The organism is Streptomyces sp. NBC_00083, assembly GCF_026343295.1.
Taxonomy (GTDB): domain Bacteria; phylum Actinomycetota; class Actinomycetes; order Streptomycetales; family Streptomycetaceae; genus Streptomyces.
Genome location: NZ_JAPELY010000001.1, coordinates 2427491 through 2443407 on the forward strand (window position 1 = coordinate 2427491; position 15917 = coordinate 2443407).

Consider the following 15917-nt stretch of genomic DNA (forward strand, 5'->3'; position numbering starts at 1 on the left):
CCGCCCCACCACCACCCGCAAGGAGACGGTATGCCCGACATCGCGACGCACACCCCGGCCGCCGAGCGGGTGCGCGTGGACGTGTCCTCACTGCGTCCGCTGTTCCAGGAACCCACACCGCCGATGGACCTCGCAGCGGCCGTCCTGCCGGGACATCCGGACGACCCCACCCGCGCGATCGCGCGGATGACGGCCAAGATCTACCTCAAGAGGCTGCTCGTCCAACTCCGCGCCCACGGCGACGCCCCGTCCTCGCCGGAGGCGCGGCGCTGGGCCCAGGGCCTGGTGGACTGCCTGCTGCGCCTTCCGCACGAACGACTGCTGCGGCTCGTGCTGCGCCCCGGCATCACCTCGTGGACCAAGGCGGCCGCACAGGTGGGGGAGGGCACCTTCGGCCTCGGCACCCGCGAACTGCTCGCCCACGCCGGGACGTTCCTGCTGCCCGGCCTGCTCCACCCCGCCACGCTGCGGGACGCCGAGATCCCGGTGTACGCCGAGGACGGTCAGGTGGTGCTGCCCGCCGCGCACCTGGCGCTGCGGGTGCCGGGTGCGACGGGGGTGCTCACCGCGCGCGCCACCGGCGAAGGACTGCGGCTGACGGCGGGGGAGCGCGCCCATGTCTTCCCCTGGGAATGCCTGCCGGACGGTCCGGACACCCCGGCCGAAGCCCACCCGGGAGTGCGCCGCCTCCTCGCCCTGCCCGGAGGCCCGCTGCTCACCGGCCCGTTGCCCTGGCACCGGATCGCCTACCCGGCGGAGGCCGAGCGGCCCCTGACGCCGGGACCGGACGCGCTAGCGCGGTTCGCGGAGTCGATCGGCTCGGGATGGGACACGGTGCGCCGCCACTGGCCGGAGGCCGCGGACGTGGTGCGCGACACCACCGTGCACCTCATGCCCGTACGCAGCCAGGGCAACTGGCCCTTCAACTTCACCCTGCCGAGCTTCCGCGGACTGGTCCTCACCAGCGAACGGCACACCTACCTAGCGGCGCAGACCCTGGTGCACGAGAGCGGACACAACCGCTTCAACTCGATCCTGGACGTCTACTCCGTCGCCGAGAACGCGGCCGACGAGCACTACTCGCCCTTCGTCGAGGCTCCCCGCCCCCTGGTCAACATCTTCCACGGCGTCCTGTCGTTCCTGAACGACGTGCACATGGCGATCCGTTGCGCCGACGCGTACACACCGGCCGACGGGCCACCGATCGCGCCCTACGTCGAGGACATCACCGCGCGGCTCGCGGTCGGCCTCGACACCCTGGAGCGCCACGCCAGGACCACCGAGCGAGGGGCCCAGCTCCTGGCGGGCTTCCGGGCCGCGATGCCCGGATGAGCCTCCACGGCGCCGGGACGAGCGCCGGTCCCGGCGCCGTCGCCGCCCGTACGGTGACCGTCCACGGCCCGGCGTCCGGGCCCCGGGTGTCGGAGAAGGAGAGCGGCGAGCACCACACCGCCCCTCTCGCCGACCTCTCCTGGCTGCGCGCCACCGCGGTGGCGCTGCACCGCGCGTCCGCCCCTCTCGCCGCCGCCCACGCCGAGCTGACCGGCCGCGAGGCCGAAGCCGTCGTGCGCACGGCCGGCCGCTGGACCCGCCTTCCCGGGGCCCGCGGCCCCGCGGCCGAACACACCCGCATCGAGGCGCTGGTGGAGATCCGCCGACCGGGAGCCCGCCTCCCCGTCGTGCTGTGGCAGTGGTCCGGAGCCGACCCGCTGGCCGCGTTCGCGGCCTCCGGCGGCCGGCTCGTCCGCGAGCTGCGGGCCGTCGGCCGCGCCACACCGCTGACCGACACCTTCGTCGGGCCCGTGGTGCTCGCTCCCGAGACGGCGGTGCACTTCGTCCACGAGACGCTGGGGCACAGCCTGGAGGCCGACAACTACCGTACGTACGCGGCTGGTTGTGGCCTCGCGCTCGGCTCGACGGTGACCGGCCCCGAGCTCACGGTCCTGGACGGCCCCGCGCCGGGCCTCGAAACCTCACGCCCCAGCGACGACGAGGGCCATCCGTCGCGGCAGACCCCACTGGTCGAGGCGGGCGTCGTCAGCGGGGTGCTGACCGACGCCCGTGAGGCACGGCGGCAGCGCCTGCCGCGCACCGGCAACGGCAGGCGGGCGTCCGGCGCGGCGCAGGCCCTGCCGCGCATGTCGGCACTGCGTGTCGCCAGAGGCACAACTCCCCCTGCGGACATGGTCCGTTCGGTCCGGAGCGGCCTGCTGTGCCGGGGCGCGTGGGGCGGCGGCTCCGTCGAGGAGTTCTTCGCGGTCCGCCCGGCGTGTGCGGAGTGGATCGAGGACGGCGAGCCCACGGGCCGGTTCGTGTACGGCTTCGACCTCAAGGGCCGCAAGACTACCGCCCTGGGGGCGCTCCGCTCGGTCGGGGACGACATGGACGTCTTCAACCCGGTCACGGGCTGCGGCAAGGACGGGCAGGAGCTGCCCGTCAGCATCCGCAGCCCGTCGTTCGCCTTCGACCGCCTCTGCGCCGTCCCGATCGGCGGCCCCCGAAGCTGACCCGGCCGGCGGCGCCGCGGAAAACCACATGCCCCGCCCCGCCCCGCTCCCTAGACTCGGGCCGCGCGCCACCGACCGGGTGTGCGCGGCCCCATGGCGGGCGCCGAGTGAAGTGACGCCCCGCGAAGGGCGCCGAGTGAAGAGAAAGGGAGCCGGGCCATGCGCGAGCAGCACACCACGGCTCTCTCCCTCCCGGCCCGATACGACGTGATCTTGGTGTCTCGCGTCGCCCGGTGACGGCTGCGCGGCCTTCACCGTCTGTCTTCTGACGTCCCATCACCGCCCTGGCAACCACGCCCCCTTCGCCGTTCCTACACGGCCGGGCGGACAGGGCTGATGCCGTCCGACATCGCGCCGACCCCTTCACCTCCCGCTTCCTCGTTCCCTGAGCGAAGCCACCCGAAAGGCTCCGGCCATGCGCACCAACGGGCGCCCCCGCACCACGACTTCCCTCTCCGCCGTCCGCAACATCGGCATCCTCGCCCACGTCGACGCGGGCAAGACCACGGTCACCGAACGGATCCTCTTCGCGACCGGCGCCGTCCACAAACGGGGCGAGGTGCACGACGGGACCACCGTCACCGACTTCGACGCCCAGGAACGCGACCGCGGCATCACCATCTTCGCGGCGGCCGTGAGCTGCCGCTGGGACGGCCACCGCGTCAACCTGATCGACACCCCCGGCCACATCGACTTCGCCGACGAGGTCGAACGGTCCCTGCGGGTCCTCGACGGCGCCGTCGAGGTGTTCGACGCCGTCGCGGGCGTCGAGCCGCAGAGCGAGTCGGTGTGGCGCCAGGCCGACCGGCACGGCGTGCCCAGGATCGCCTTCGTCAACAAGCTCGACCGGGCGGGCGCCGACCTCGACACGGCCGTCGCCTCCATCCGCGAACGCCTGGGCGCCGTACCCCTGGTGGTCCAATGGCCCATCGGACGCGAGGACGGGTTCACCGGCGTCGTCGACCTGGTCCGCATGCGCACCCTGCGGTGGAACGACGACACCTGCGTCACGGGCCCGGTCGACGCCGACCTGCTCGACGAAGCCGCGCGACGGCGCCGGCTCCTGGAGGAGACGGTGGCGGAGCTCCACCCGGACGCCCTGGAGGAGTTCTGCGCGGCGTCGACGCTGAGCGGGGAGACCCTCGTGCGCGTCCTGCGCGAGCTGACGCTCGCCGGGGACGCGGTGGTGGTGCTGTGCGGCTCCGCCTACCGCAACCGCGGGATCGAGCCCCTGCTCGACGCGGTCCTCGCCTATCTGCCGTCGCCCGCCGACATGCCGCCGGTGCGCGGCACCGTCGACGGCGCCGAGCAGGAGCGGGCGCCCGACCCGGCGGAGCCGTTCGCGGCCCTCGCCTTCAAGGTGAACTCCACCGCGCGGGGCCGCCTCACCTATGTACGGATCTACGCGGGCACCCTGCGCAAGGGCGACGCCGTACGCGACGCGGCGACGGGCCGGACCGAACGGGTCGGCCGGATCCTGCGCGTGCAGGCCGACCGGCACGAGGAGAGGGAGGACGCGATGGCGGGCGACATCGTCGCCGTGGTGGGCGTCAAGCACGCCCGCGCCGGCACGACGCTGTGCGCGCCGGACGCGCCGCTGCTCCTCGAACCGCCGTCGGTGGCCGAGCCGGTGGTGTCGGTCGCGGTCGAGGCGCGGCTGTCCGCCGACACCGGCCGGCTCGCCACCGCGCTCGCGCGCCTCGCCGACGAGGACCCCTCGCTGGTGGTGCGCTCCGACGCGGAGACCGGTCAGACGGTCCTGTCGGGCCTGGGCGAACTGCACCTGGAGGTGGCCGTGGAGAAGATCCGCCGCGACCAGGGTGTCGAGGTCGTCGTCGGCCGCCCGCAGGTCTCGTACCGCGAAACCGTGGTGCGCGGTGTGCGCGGCCTCGTGTACCGGCACGTCAAACAGGACGGCGGGGCAGGCCAGTTCGCCCATGTCGTCCTCGATGTCGAGCCGTTGGGCGGTCCCGGGTTCGCGTTCCGTTCGACGGTGACCGGCGGGCGGGTCCCGCAGGAGTACGTGCGCGCCGTGGAGGCGGGCTGCCGTGACGCGCTGGCCGAGGGCCCCCTCGGCGGGTTCCCCGTCACCGGGGTCCGGGTCACGCTCACCGACGGGGCGACCCACTCCAAGGACTCCTCGGAGATGGCGTTCCGCACGGCGGGCCGGTTCGCGCTGCGCGAGGCGCTGCGGGCCTCGGTGACGGGGCTCCTCGAGCCGGTGGCCGAGGTCACGGTCACCGTCCCCGAGGACGGCGTCGGCGGCGTACTCGGCGATCTCGCGTCCCGCCGCGGCCAGGTGTCGGCGTCCACGGCGGCGACGGCGGGCTCCGCGGTGATCACCGCGACGGTGCCGCTCGCCCAGCTCTTCGGCTACGCCTCCCGGCTGCGCGGCAGGACCCAGGGCCGGGGCACCTTCACGACCCGGCCCGCGCCGCTCGCACCGGTGCCGGCCGCGGTGGCCGACGCCCTGCTGGCCCGGTTGCCGCCGCCCGTGTCCGCCCCGCCCCGGTCCGCCGGGGCGGGGCGGACACGGGGGCGCATAGGGTGGGCGGATGCAGGAGCAGTACCGCACGATCGCCCGAGAAGGCGTGCACGAGAGCGAGATCAACAGGTCGCGCTTCATCTGCGCGCTCGCGCCCGCCGCGACCGAGGAGGAGGCGCAGGCGTTCATCGCGCGCGTCCGCAAGGAGCACCCGGCCGCCGGCCACCACTGCTTCGCGTACGTGATCGGCGCGGACGCCGGCGTGCAGAAGGCGAGCGACGACGGCGAACCCGGCGGAACCGCCGGAGTGCCCATGCTCCAGATGCTCACCCGGCGCGAGGTGCGGTACACCGTCGCCGTCGTCAGCCGGTACTTCGGCGGGGTCAAACTCGGCGCGGGCGGTCTGATCAGGGCGTACGGCGGAGTGGTGGGCGAGGCCCTGGACGCGGTCGGCACGATCGTGCGCCGCCGCTTCCGGCTGGCCACCGTCACCGTCGACCACCAACGCGCCGGACGGCTGGAGAACGACCTGCGGGCGACCGGTCACGCGGTGCGCGAGGTGCGGTACGCGGAAGCCGTGACCATCGGCATCGGCCTCCCCGAGGCCGGCATCGAGGACTTCCGCGCCTGGCTCGCCGACGCCACCGCGGGCACCGCCACCCTTGAGCTCGGCGGCGAGGCGTACGGCGACGGCTGAGGGGCGTACGGCCCGAGCGCCGAAGGGAAGGCCGGCGCGCGCTCCCGCCCGGCCGGGCCCGGTGGCGCCGTGCCCGCCGGCCCTGATCACGACTCCGGCCACGCCACCCCCGTGACCGATGACAGACTGAGGGCCGTGAGGGGCCAGGTGCCGGTCTGTGCCGGTGGGGCCCGTGATGGCGGTGGGTCCGGCGGGGGCCGGCGCGGGCGGTGCGAAAGGCGAGGGGAAACATGCAGGTCGGAGCGGTGTCGTGAGGATCCTCCACACCTCGGACTGGCACCTGGGCCGGTCCTTCCACCGGGTCGACCTGCTGGACGCGCAGGCCGCGTTCCTCGACCATCTGGTGACGACGGTGCGCGACCACGACGTGGACGCCGTCCTCGTGGCAGGTGACGTGTACGACCGTGCGGTGCCGCCGCTCGCCGCCGTCGAGCTCTTCGACCGCGCGCTGCACAGCCTCGCCGCCGCCGGGGTCGCGACCGTGATGATCTCCGGCAACCACGACTCGGCCCGCAGGCTCGGCGTGGGCGCCGGCCTGATCGAGCGCGCCGGGATCCACCTGCGGACCGATCCGGCGGGCTGCGGCACCCCCGTCATGATCGACGGCGTGGCCTTCTACGGGCTTCCCTACCTGGAGCCCGCCCTGGTCCGCGACGAACTGGCCGCGCCGAAGGGCGGGCACGAGGCCGTGCTGAGCGCCGCCATGGACCGGGTGCGCTCCGACCTCGCACAGCGCCCCGCAGGCACCCGCTCCGTCGTCCTCGCGCACGCCTTCGTGGCCGGCGGCGAGCCGAGCGACAGCGAGCGCGACATCACCGTCGGAGGGGTCGCCGCGGTGCCCGCCGGTATCTTCCACGGCGTGGACTACGTGGCGCTCGGCCACCTCCACGGCAGCCAGACGATCACCGAGCGGGTCCGCTACTCGGGCTCGCCGCTCGCCTACTCCTTCTCCGAGACCAACCACCGCAAGTCCATGTGGCTCGTCGACCTCGCCACCGACGGCGCCGTCACCGCCGAACGCGTGGACTGCCCGGTGCCCCGCCCCCTCGCCCGGATCCGGGGCCGCCTCGACGCGCTGCTCGACGACCCCGCCCTGACCCGGCACGAACAGGCCTGGGTGGAGGCCACGTTGACCGATGCCGTGCGCCCCGCCGACGCCATGGCCCGGATCGGGGCCCGCTTCCCGCACACCCTGAGCCTGGTCTTCGACCCGGAACACACCGACGGCGACCCGCACGCCTCGTACGCCCAACGGCTCAGCGGCCGCAGCGACCAGCAGATCGCGGAGGACTTCGTGGCGCACGTACGCGGCGGCAGCGGCCCCGACGACGGTGAACGGACCGTCCTGCAGGGCGCGTTCGACGCGGTGCGGGTCGACGACGGTGTGCGCGAGGTGGCCCGGTGAGGCTGCACCGCATGCGCGTCACGGCCTTCGGCCCCTTCGCCGGGAGCCAGGACGTCGACTTCGACGCGCTGTCGTCGGCGGGCCTCTTCCTGCTGCACGGACCGACCGGCGCCGGCAAGACCTCCGTACTCGACGCGGTTTGCTTCGCCCTGTACGGGGCCGTGCCGGGCGCCCGCCAGAGCCCCGGTACCGTGCTGCGCAGCGACCACGCCGAGCCCCATGTCTTCACCGAGGTCCTGCTCGAACTGACCGTCGGCGGGCGCCGGTTGGAGGTCACCCGCCGCCCCCAGCAGGACCGCCCCAAGAAGCGCGGCAGCGGCTTCACCACCGAGAAGGCGCAGACCTGGCTGCGCGAGTACGACCCCGCGGCCCGCACCTGGCAGTCGCTGAGCCGCTCGCACCAGGAGATCGGCGAGGAGCTCGGGCAGCTCATCGGGATGAGCCGTGAACAGTTCTGCCAGGTCGTGCTGTTGCCGCAGGGGGAGTTCGCCAAATTCCTCAGGTCGGACGCGGAAGCGCGCGGCCGACTGCTCGGCAGGCTCTTCGACACCCGCCGGTTCGCCGCCGTCGAGGACCGCCTCGCCGAACTGCGCCGGACCGCCGAACGCCAGGTCAAGGACGGCGACGAACGCCTGCTCGCCTTCGCCCAGCGCATGGCCCAGGCTGCCGGGGGCGACGCGGGCGAGTGGCCCCTGCCCGACGCACGGCCCGGCGACCCGGGCCTCGCCTCCGACGTGCTCCAGTGGGCGGCCGTCGCACGCGCCGGTGCGCGCGAACGCCTCGACATCGCGACGGCCGCCGCGGCCGCCGCCGAGAGCCGGCAGGCCGCCACCCGGAGCGCCGCCGACGAGGCGCGCCGGCTCGCCGCGCTCCAGGAGCGGTACGCCCAAGCACGCGCCGAAGTCGAGGAGTTGACGGCCCGTCGGGCCGAGCAGGAGGCGCTGAAGGCGCGTCTCGACACGGCCCGCAAGGCGGAACTGGTCTCGCCCGCCCTCGAATGGCGCGAGCAGGCCCAGCGCGACCACCGCACGGCCACCGCCGAACGCGACCGCTCCCGAGCCCGGTTGCACCCCGACCTCGCCGACGCGGGCGCCGACCAACTCGCCGCTCTGGAACGCAGGATGCGTCAGGATCTCGGCGCCCTGGACTCGGCCCGCAGGGCGGAGCGGCGCAGCGCCGAGATCGACACGGAGCGCGCCGCCCTCGACCAGAGGGCCCGCGCCGACGAGGACGTCCTCACCGACACGGCGGGATGGCTGGCCGGCTGGGAGGGCGCACGCCTCGCCCACCAGGCGCGGATCGACGCCGCCCACGAGGCCGCGGCCCGCGCCGAACACCTCGCGGGCCGGCTCGAACCGGCCCGGCGGCGCCTCACGGCGGCCCGCGAACGGGACGCCGCCGAGGCCCGGCTCGCCACGGCCGAACGGCGGCACGCCGACACCAGGGACGCGGCCAACGCCGCCCACGAACACTGGCTCGCGCTGCGCGAGGAGCGGCTGCTCGGCATCGCGGCGGAGCTCGCGGCGGGGCTGCGCGCGGGGGAGCCCTGCTCGGTGTGCGGCTCGGCCGAACATCCCGCTCCGGCGCGTCCCGGCACCGGCCAGGTCGACCGCGCGACCGAGGACGCCGCGCAGCGCGCCTACCGGGACGCCGACACGGCCCGCGTCGACGCCGAGGCCGCCCTCGCGTCCGTGCGGGAGGAACTCGCCGGCACCCGGGCCGAGGCGGGCACGGCGGGCGTCGCCGAACTCGCGGACGAGGCAGAGGAGTTGCGGCGCGAGCATGCCGCGGCACGGGAGGCCGCCGGCGGTCTGCACGAGGCGCAGGTGTCCCTCGCCGCGGCGGAGCGCGAGTACGAGCAGCGCCTGGCCGCCCAGCGCACCGCGCAGCAGAGCGTGGCGGCCCGCACCGCGAGCCGCGAAGCGCTCGACCGTGAACAGGCTTCCCTGGAAAGGGAGTTGAGTCAGGCGCGGGCGGGTGCCGCGAGCGTCGCGGAGCAGGCCGCCCTGCTCGAACACCGCGCGGACATCCTCGCCGAGGCCGCGGAAGCGGTCCGCGCCGTCGAGGACAGCGCGGAGCGGCTCAAGGAGGCCGACGGACGGCTCTCGCAGGCGGCGTTCCGCGCCGGGTTCGACACTCCCGACGCCGCGTCGGCGGCCCTGATCGACGAGCGGGGCCAACGCGGCATCCAGCACCGCATCGACGCGTGGCAGCACGCGTACGCCACGGTCACCGCACGCCTCGCGGAGCCGGAGACCGCGGCCGCGGGCGCGGCGCCGCCGGCCCGCACCGAGCAGTGCGCGGCCGAGGCGACCGCCGCCGAACGCGCCCTGCGGGACGCCGCGTCCGCGCTCTCGGCGGCCCGCTCCCGCGCCACCGAACTCGACGCGCTCAGCGGCCGGGCCACCGAGGAGACCCGCAGGATCGGCCCGCTGCGCGAGCAGTACGAGCGGGTGGCCCGCCTGGCCGGGCTCACCGCGGGCACGTCGGCCGACAACGAGCGCAAGATGCGCCTGGAGTCGTACGTGCTCGCCGCCCGCCTCGAACAGGTCGCGGCCGCCGCGACGGCCAGGCTCCAGCGCATGTCGGGCGGCCGGTACACGCTGGTCCACTCCGACGCCAGGGGCGGCAGGGGCCGTGCCGGCCTCGGCCTGCACGTGGTGGACGCCTGGACGGGACGCGAACGCGACACCGCGACGCTGTCGGGCGGCGAGACCTTCTTCGCCTCCCTCGCCCTGGCCCTCGGCCTCGCGGACGTCGTCACCGACGAAGCGGGCGGCGCCCGCCTGGACACCCTCTTCATCGACGAGGGCTTCGGCAGCCTCGACGACCAGACCCTGGACGAGGTCCTCGACGTCCTGGACTCCTTGCGCGAACGCGACCGCAGCGTAGGCATCGTGAGCCACGTGGGCGACCTGCGCCGCCGCATCCCGGCCCAACTGGAAGTAGTCAAGAACCGAACAGGCTCGACGGTACGGCTCCGGGGGACCGGCGGGGCGTGAGGGGGCGGTGCGAAGGCAGCGACGAATGGTGCCGTGCCGGTCCGCGCGTCCTCGGCCGCCCCGTGGTCGGCGGCGGCCTCGTCCCGTCCGCCGGCCTCAGCGGCCGATCGCCCGCCGGGGCAGGGGTGAGGAATACACCACGCTCGTCGTCACCGCGCCCAGGGTGCCGATCCTCCCGGATATCTCCTCCAGGTGACTCATCGAGCGGGCGCTGACCTTGATGACGAAGCAGTCGTCGCCCGTCACATGGTGGGCCTCCATGATTTCCGGAGTCGCCTCCACCAGGTCGTGGAACGGCTTGTAATGGCCGTTCGGATACCGCAGGCGCACAAAGGCGAGGATGGGTCTGCCGAGGCGTTCCTGGTCGACGACGGCCGTGTAGCCGGCGATCACCCCGGCCTCTTCGAGACGGCGCACCCGCTCGGTGACGGCGCTCGCCGACATCGACACGGTGCGGGCCAGCTCGGCGTAGCTCGCCCGTCCTTCCTGCTGGAGGGCTTCCAGGATGCGCCAGTCGGTGGCGTCGGGGGAATACGTGGTCATGGCCCCACACAACCGTGAAAACCCCGGCACAACAAGAGATGTCCCGGGGATCGGACCTTCCCGGAGTGGATCATCGGGCCATAGATTTTCAGCCATGACGACACAGCTCACCGACCCCGCCAACCCGGTTCTGCGCGTGGCCCCGGCCGCGCCCGCCGACGCCGCCGCCCACTTCCGCGCCGCCCTGGCCTTCCACGCGGACGTCTCCGATGTCGCCGGCGCGCTCGCGGCCGGCGGCGACCCCGGGTTCGTCGTCCTGGACTCCCGCTCCGCCGCGTCCTGGGACCAGGGCCACGTGCCCGGCGCCGTCCACCTGCCGACCGCGCTCATCACCGGCCGGGCCGAGCTGCTGCTCGACAAGGCGGTGCCCGTCGTCACGTACTGCTGGGGCCCCGGCTGCAACGGCGCCACCCGCGCGGCCCTCGCCCTCGCCGAACTCGGCTTCCAGGTCAAGGAGATGCTCGGCGGCTTCGAGTACTGGGTGCGCGAGGGTTTCGCGTACGAGACCCGGGAGGGCGGCGAGCGCCGCGCCGCCGACCCGCTGACCGCGCCGGTGGACGCGGGCGCCGACTGTGGCTGCTGAATGCGGTGAACTGCCTTGCGGGGGCGGCCCGTTGGGCCGGCCGCCCCCGCCGCCGGCCTCAGAGCTTGGACAACTCGTCGACCAGGTCGTCGAGGCCGAGCGAGCCCTGCGAGAGGGCCGCCATGTGCCAGGCCTTCGGGTCGAAGGCGTCACCGTGACGGGCGCGGGCGTTCTCGCGCCCGAGCAGCCAGGCGCGCTCGCCCAGCTTGTAGCCGATGGCCTGCCCCGGCATCGACAGATAGCGGATCAGCTCGCTCTGTACGAAGTCGGCGGGCCGGCTGCTGTGCCCGGCGAAGAACGCGTGGGCCAGCTCCGGTGTCCAGCGCTCGCCCGGGTGGAACGGCGAGTCCGCCGGGATCTCCAGCTCCAGGTGCATGCCGATGTCGATGATCACCCGGCAGGCGCGCATCATCTGCGCGTCCAGGTAGCCGAGCCGGCGCTCCGGGTCGGTCAGGAAGCCCAGTTCGTCCATGAGGCGCTCCGCGTACAGCGCCCAGCCCTCGGCGTTGGCGCTGACGTGGCCGATGGTGGCCTGGTAGCGCGAGAGCTGGTCGGCGACGTGCACCCACTGCGCGATCTGGAGGTGATGGCCCGGCACACCCTCGTGGTACCAGGTCGAGACCAGGTCGTACACGGGGAAGCGGGTCTCGCCCATGGTGGGCAGCCAGGTGCGGCCGGGGCGTGAGAAGTCCTCGGAGGGGCCCGTGTAGTACGGGGCCGCGGCGCCGCCGGGCGGCGCGATGCGCGACTCCACCGTGCGTACCCGCTCGGCGAGTTCGAAGTGGGTGCCGTCGAGCGCCTCGATGGCCTCGTCCATCAGGGACTGGAGCCAGTCGCGGACCTCGTCGACGCCTTCGATGTGCGCGCCGTGCTCGTCCAGGTGGGCCAGGGCCTCCCAGGGGCCGGCGCCGGGCAGGATCTTGGCGGCCTCGGTCTTCATCTCGCCGAGCAGCCGGTGGTACTCCGACCAGCCGTAGGCGTACGCCTCGTCGAGGTCGAGCGCGGTGCCGTTGTAATACTGCGACCAGCGCTGGTAGCGCTCGCGGCCCACCGTGTCGGGAGCCCCCTCGATGGCCGGCGCGTACACATCGCGCAGCCAGTCGCGCAGGGCGGTGATGGCGGCGGACGCCTCGGCCGCCGCCGCGTCGAGCTCGGCGCGCAGCGATGCCGGGCCGGGCGCGGCGATCCCCTCGAAGAAGCCGGTGTCGACCCATTCGCCGAGCTGTCCGACGACGGTCTTCGTGGCGAGCGGGCCACCGAACAGCTTGCGCTCAAGGCCCAGTTCGAGCGAGGCGCGGTACCCCTCGATCGCGGCGGGCACCGCGCGCAGCCGCGAGGCGAGGGCGCCCCAGTCCTCGTCCGTCTCCGTCGGCGACAAGGTGAACGACATCCGTACGTCGTGCACCGGCGAGCTGAGGTTGCTGATCTTGCGCAGGCCCTCGTCCGCCTCGTGGACACCCAGTTCGGAGGTCAGCCGCTCCCGCAACAGCCGTCCGCAGCGCCGCTCGGCGTCGCTGTCGGCGCCGGGCTGCCGCTCGGCCTCGTCGAGACGGGCGAGCGTGGTGCGCGCCAGGTCGGCCATGGCCGACTGTCCTGCGGGGGAGAAGTCGGGCAGGAGGGCGTGGCTCGCCCTGACGCCCAAGTAGCTCCCGGTGATCGGGTCGAGTTCGATGAGTGCGTCGACATAGGCGTCGGCGACCTGGCGGGGCAGCGCGCTGCTGGAAGTAACTGACATGCGGACATCCTCTCCGAGGGAGGGCTCCGCGTCACCACCCATCAGCGTGCGAGCACCTGTCGGACCGCCGCGCCGTCGTCCGCCGCGCGTCGTTCGAGGCACCGGGAACGGCGCCGTGCGAGGTGCCCGGCGCCGCTCTGGCCTGCTGGTGTCAGCGCTGTTCGACGTGCCGGGGCCGCTCCGGAGCGTTCTTCGACGCCGTCGTGCCGAGCCGGGCCGTGACCACGAGGGTGCCCTCCTCGATCTGGTAGTCCAGCGGGAGGCCGAGTCCGCGCATGGCCGCGACCATCCCCGTGTTGGACGACTGCGTGATGGCGTAGACGCTCTCGCACCGGGCTTCGGCGGCGAGGTCGAGGAGGCGGCGCAGCAGTTGGGAGCCGATGCCGCGGCGCTGCCAGGAGTCCTCCACCAGCAGGGCGACCTCGGTCTCGTCGCCGTCCCACAGCAGATGGCCGAGGGCGACGAGACGCCCGGAGGCGGTCTGCACGGCGAGGGTACGGCCGTAGCGCGGGCTCAGCAGGTGGCCGAGGTAACGGTCGGCGTCGCCGACGGGGCCGTGGTAGCGCAGGCCGAGCGTGTGCGGGGAGCACCGCTCGTGCATCGCCTTGGCGGCCTCCAGGTCGCGCGGATCCGCTCGCCGTACGGTGATCTCGTTGCCCTCGGGCAGGGTCAGCACGTCCTCGTGGCGCGGGACGCGCGGGCCGAGCCGGGCGTCCAGCTCGACCAGGGCCCGCGCGCGGGCGAACTCGGTCGGCGTGAACGGCAGATGGGGCCGGTCGATGGTGATCGCGCCGCCGCTCGGGTCCCGCAGCCGCATGGTGGTCGACTCCAGTACGCCCTCGACGGGGGCGATCTCCCCGTTGGGACGCCCGGTGAGGGAGACCGCGGGCAGCGAGTGAATGGTGCAGCGGCCCAGCAACTGCCTGAGCGCCAAGGGTAGTTCGGCGGCGTCGAGGGCGGTGCGGGTGGCGAGCCCGAGGACCCGGGTCGGGGCGTCGACGAGGTCATGGGCGTCGGCCCGCTCGGTCCAGGTGTCGGCGCCGCCGGCCGCGGAGACGGCCGCGGACAGTTCGGCGGCCGACAACCGGGCGGGGGCGCGCAGCAGGAACTCGTCGACGGTGCCGTCGGCCAGCGGGTGCGTCTGGAGCGTGAGGATGTCCACGCGCTGCCCGGCGAGCACGCCGCACAGCGCCGCGAGGCTGCCGGGCTCGTCCCGTACGGTCGTCCGCATCCGCCACAGGGCGGTCTCGCGGGCCGCGCCGTCGGACCGCGCGTCGTCGTCGGCCGAGGTGCCGGATCCCGCTGTCGCGCCGGTCGCGGCGCCGGTCGCGTGGCCGGCGGTTTCCGGGGGCGGGGGCGCATGACTGTGGCGCCGCGCCCACCAGGTGTGGAACGCGGCCGTGGCGATGAGCGCACCCGCCGAGGCGATCAGCAGGAACGTGCCGTCGGGACCGTGCGCGACCAGGTTCGCGAGCCCGTCGGCGACGGCCACGGCCGTGAACAACGCGGCGAGTTCGACGAGCTCCCGCCGCCAGGTGTGACGGCGGGCGTGCTTCTCGGACGCCCGGGAGCGCGCCGGGTCGTGGGCCGGGGTGGGGGAGGGGCTGGGGGCGTGGGGGCGGCCGTGCGTATCAGTCATGGCACCACTGTGGCCGAGTGGTGTTGCGTGATCGCGAACGCTTTGTGACTGACGGGTTAAGTGTGCTTCTGATGCCCTTTTGGCGGTTTTCCGTCGGGCGTGGCCTGGAGTGTTCGCCTCCGGTGACCGGCCCGTTCACGGCGTCGCGCACAGCCGTACGCGCGGCCCCGGTAGGCGGCCCGGCTCGATCCGGTGGCCTACCCGAGCCGCGCCGTCGCCCTCACGGCGGCGCCGACCGGGCGGCTCCCGTCGAGGATGACGCGCGCGACCAGGGCGGGGTCGTCGTTCATCGGCACATGTCCGCAGCCGGGCAGCCGAACCAGGCGGGCGCCGGGGATCGCGTGCTTGGCGCGGACGCCCTGGCGGCGCAGGAGCAGCCGGTCCTTGCTGCCCCAGGCGACGGTGACGGGGAGACCGGGCAGGTCCTCGGTGATCAGGACGTCCTGCCCGGCGGCCAGCGTCTCGGCGAAGCCGGGCGCCTCGCACAGCGCGAGCGTCTCGGCGACGACGGCCTCCGGCGAACGCCTGCCGGGCCGGGCGTAGATGGTGCTGGTCAGCGCGGTGCGTCCGGCGGCCGTGCGGGACAGCCGCTCGATGACGGGGAGCGGCAGGACCATCGCGACCTGCCGCATGGTCCGCAGCATGGCGAACGCGTACTGCCGCTCCGCCGGAGTCCAGAAACCGGCGGGCGAGAGCGCCGTCACGGACCGTACGAGTCCCGCGCGCGCCATCTCCAGGGCGAGCAGTCCGCCGAGCGAATTCCCCGCGACGTGCGGGCGGTCGACCCCGAGGGCCTCGCACAGCGCGCCGAGCACCGGGACGACGCCGGCGAGGTCGTACGAGACGCCGTCCGGCAGGCCGGGCGAGACGCCGAAGCCGGGCAGATCGACGGCGATCACCTCACGGTCCGCCGCCAGCAGGTCGAAGACCGGGTCCCACGCCTGGAGGTGATGGCCGATGCCGTGCAGCAGCAGGAGCGGTTCGCCGGAGCCCCGGCGCCGGTAGGCGACCGATGCGGAACGGCTCCCTCGGGGCGTGTCGATGGTGAACGAGACCTCTGCGGTCATGGGGCTGCTCCCTGTCCTGGGATCCGCGCTTAGACGACTTGTCAGCAACAACTACCGCCGAGTAGCCGGGAGTTCAATAGACATAACGGGCAGAGCGCGGACGTGACGGCGGGGGCGGTCTTCGCCCGCGGCCTCTTCACGGCGGCGCGAACGTCTCGTGAACGCTCTGTGGCACCCCTCGTGTGCGCTCCGTAACGGAACGAGGATTGGTCTTGACCAAGGGGGTGGGCCGTCCTATGGTCGCAGAGTTAGTG

General features: G+C 74.1%; 10 protein-coding genes and 1 pseudogene. 7 read left to right on the forward strand and 4 right to left on the reverse strand.

Annotated features, from left to right (window positions below; all coding sequences use genetic code 11):
- Window positions 1-30 precede the first annotated feature (30 nt).
- The 6 genes and pseudogenes from OOJ98_RS10740 to OOJ98_RS10765 all read left to right on the forward strand — a co-directional run bounded on the left by OOJ98_RS10740 (window position 31) and on the right by OOJ98_RS10765 (window position 10096).
- A complete protein-coding gene (locus OOJ98_RS10740) occupies window positions 31-1332 on the forward strand; it encodes an HEXXH motif-containing putative peptide modification protein (protein WP_267054395.1) in 1302 nt (433 codons plus the stop codon).
- Window positions 1329-2507, forward strand: coding sequence for a metallopeptidase TldD-related protein (locus OOJ98_RS10745; RefSeq protein WP_267054396.1), 1179 nt, complete (start codon window positions 1329-1331; stop codon window positions 2505-2507). The genes OOJ98_RS10740 and OOJ98_RS10745 overlap by 4 nt, the downstream gene beginning before the upstream one ends.
- Window positions 2508-2922: 415 nt before the next feature.
- Window positions 2923-4986: pseudogene (fusA, locus tag OOJ98_RS10750) on the forward strand (elongation factor G); the annotation flags it as partial.
- 76 nt (window positions 4987-5062) lie between these two features.
- A complete protein-coding gene (locus OOJ98_RS10755) occupies window positions 5063-5689 on the forward strand; it encodes a YigZ family protein (RefSeq protein WP_267055594.1) in 627 nt (208 codons plus the stop codon).
- Between the two features lie 250 nt (window positions 5690-5939).
- Window positions 5940-7094: an exonuclease SbcCD subunit D gene (locus OOJ98_RS10760; protein WP_267054397.1), complete on the forward strand. Its 1155-nt coding sequence runs from the start codon at window positions 5940-5942 to the stop codon at window positions 7092-7094.
- The gene (locus tag OOJ98_RS10765; protein WP_267054398.1) at window positions 7091-10096 is read left to right on the forward strand and encodes an SMC family ATPase; all 3006 of its coding nucleotides are present in this window, start codon (window positions 7091-7093) and stop codon (window positions 10094-10096) included. Before OOJ98_RS10760 ends, OOJ98_RS10765 begins: the two co-directional genes overlap by 4 nt.
- A 96-nt stretch (window positions 10097-10192) precedes the next feature.
- On the opposite strand, the gene OOJ98_RS10770 is transcribed toward OOJ98_RS10765, so the two are convergent.
- Window positions 10193-10639: an Lrp/AsnC family transcriptional regulator gene (locus OOJ98_RS10770; protein ID WP_267054399.1), complete on the reverse strand. Its 447-nt coding sequence runs from the start codon at window positions 10637-10639 to the stop codon at window positions 10193-10195.
- 94 nt (window positions 10640-10733) lie between these two features.
- Here OOJ98_RS10770 and OOJ98_RS10775 point away from each other — a divergent pair, with 94 nt between their 5' ends.
- Window positions 10734-11222, forward strand: coding sequence for a rhodanese-like domain-containing protein (locus tag OOJ98_RS10775; RefSeq protein WP_267054400.1), 489 nt, complete (start codon window positions 10734-10736; stop codon window positions 11220-11222).
- Between the two features lie 58 nt (window positions 11223-11280).
- Here OOJ98_RS10775 and OOJ98_RS10780 read toward each other — a convergent pair whose 3' ends face one another.
- The 3 genes from OOJ98_RS10780 to OOJ98_RS10790 all read right to left on the reverse strand — a co-directional run bounded on the left by OOJ98_RS10780 (window position 11281) and on the right by OOJ98_RS10790 (window position 15663).
- The gene (locus OOJ98_RS10780) at window positions 11281-12957 is read right to left on the reverse strand and encodes a DUF885 domain-containing protein (protein WP_267054401.1); all 1677 of its coding nucleotides are present in this window, start codon (window positions 12955-12957) and stop codon (window positions 11281-11283) included.
- 151 nt (window positions 12958-13108) lie between these two features.
- A complete protein-coding gene (locus OOJ98_RS10785) occupies window positions 13109-14596 on the reverse strand; it encodes a GNAT family N-acetyltransferase (RefSeq protein ID WP_267054402.1) in 1488 nt (495 codons plus the stop codon).
- A 197-nt stretch (window positions 14597-14793) separates the two neighbouring features.
- Window positions 14794-15663, reverse strand: coding sequence for an alpha/beta fold hydrolase (locus tag OOJ98_RS10790; protein WP_267054403.1), 870 nt, complete (start codon window positions 15661-15663; stop codon window positions 14794-14796).
- Window positions 15664-15917: the final 254 nt, after the last annotated feature.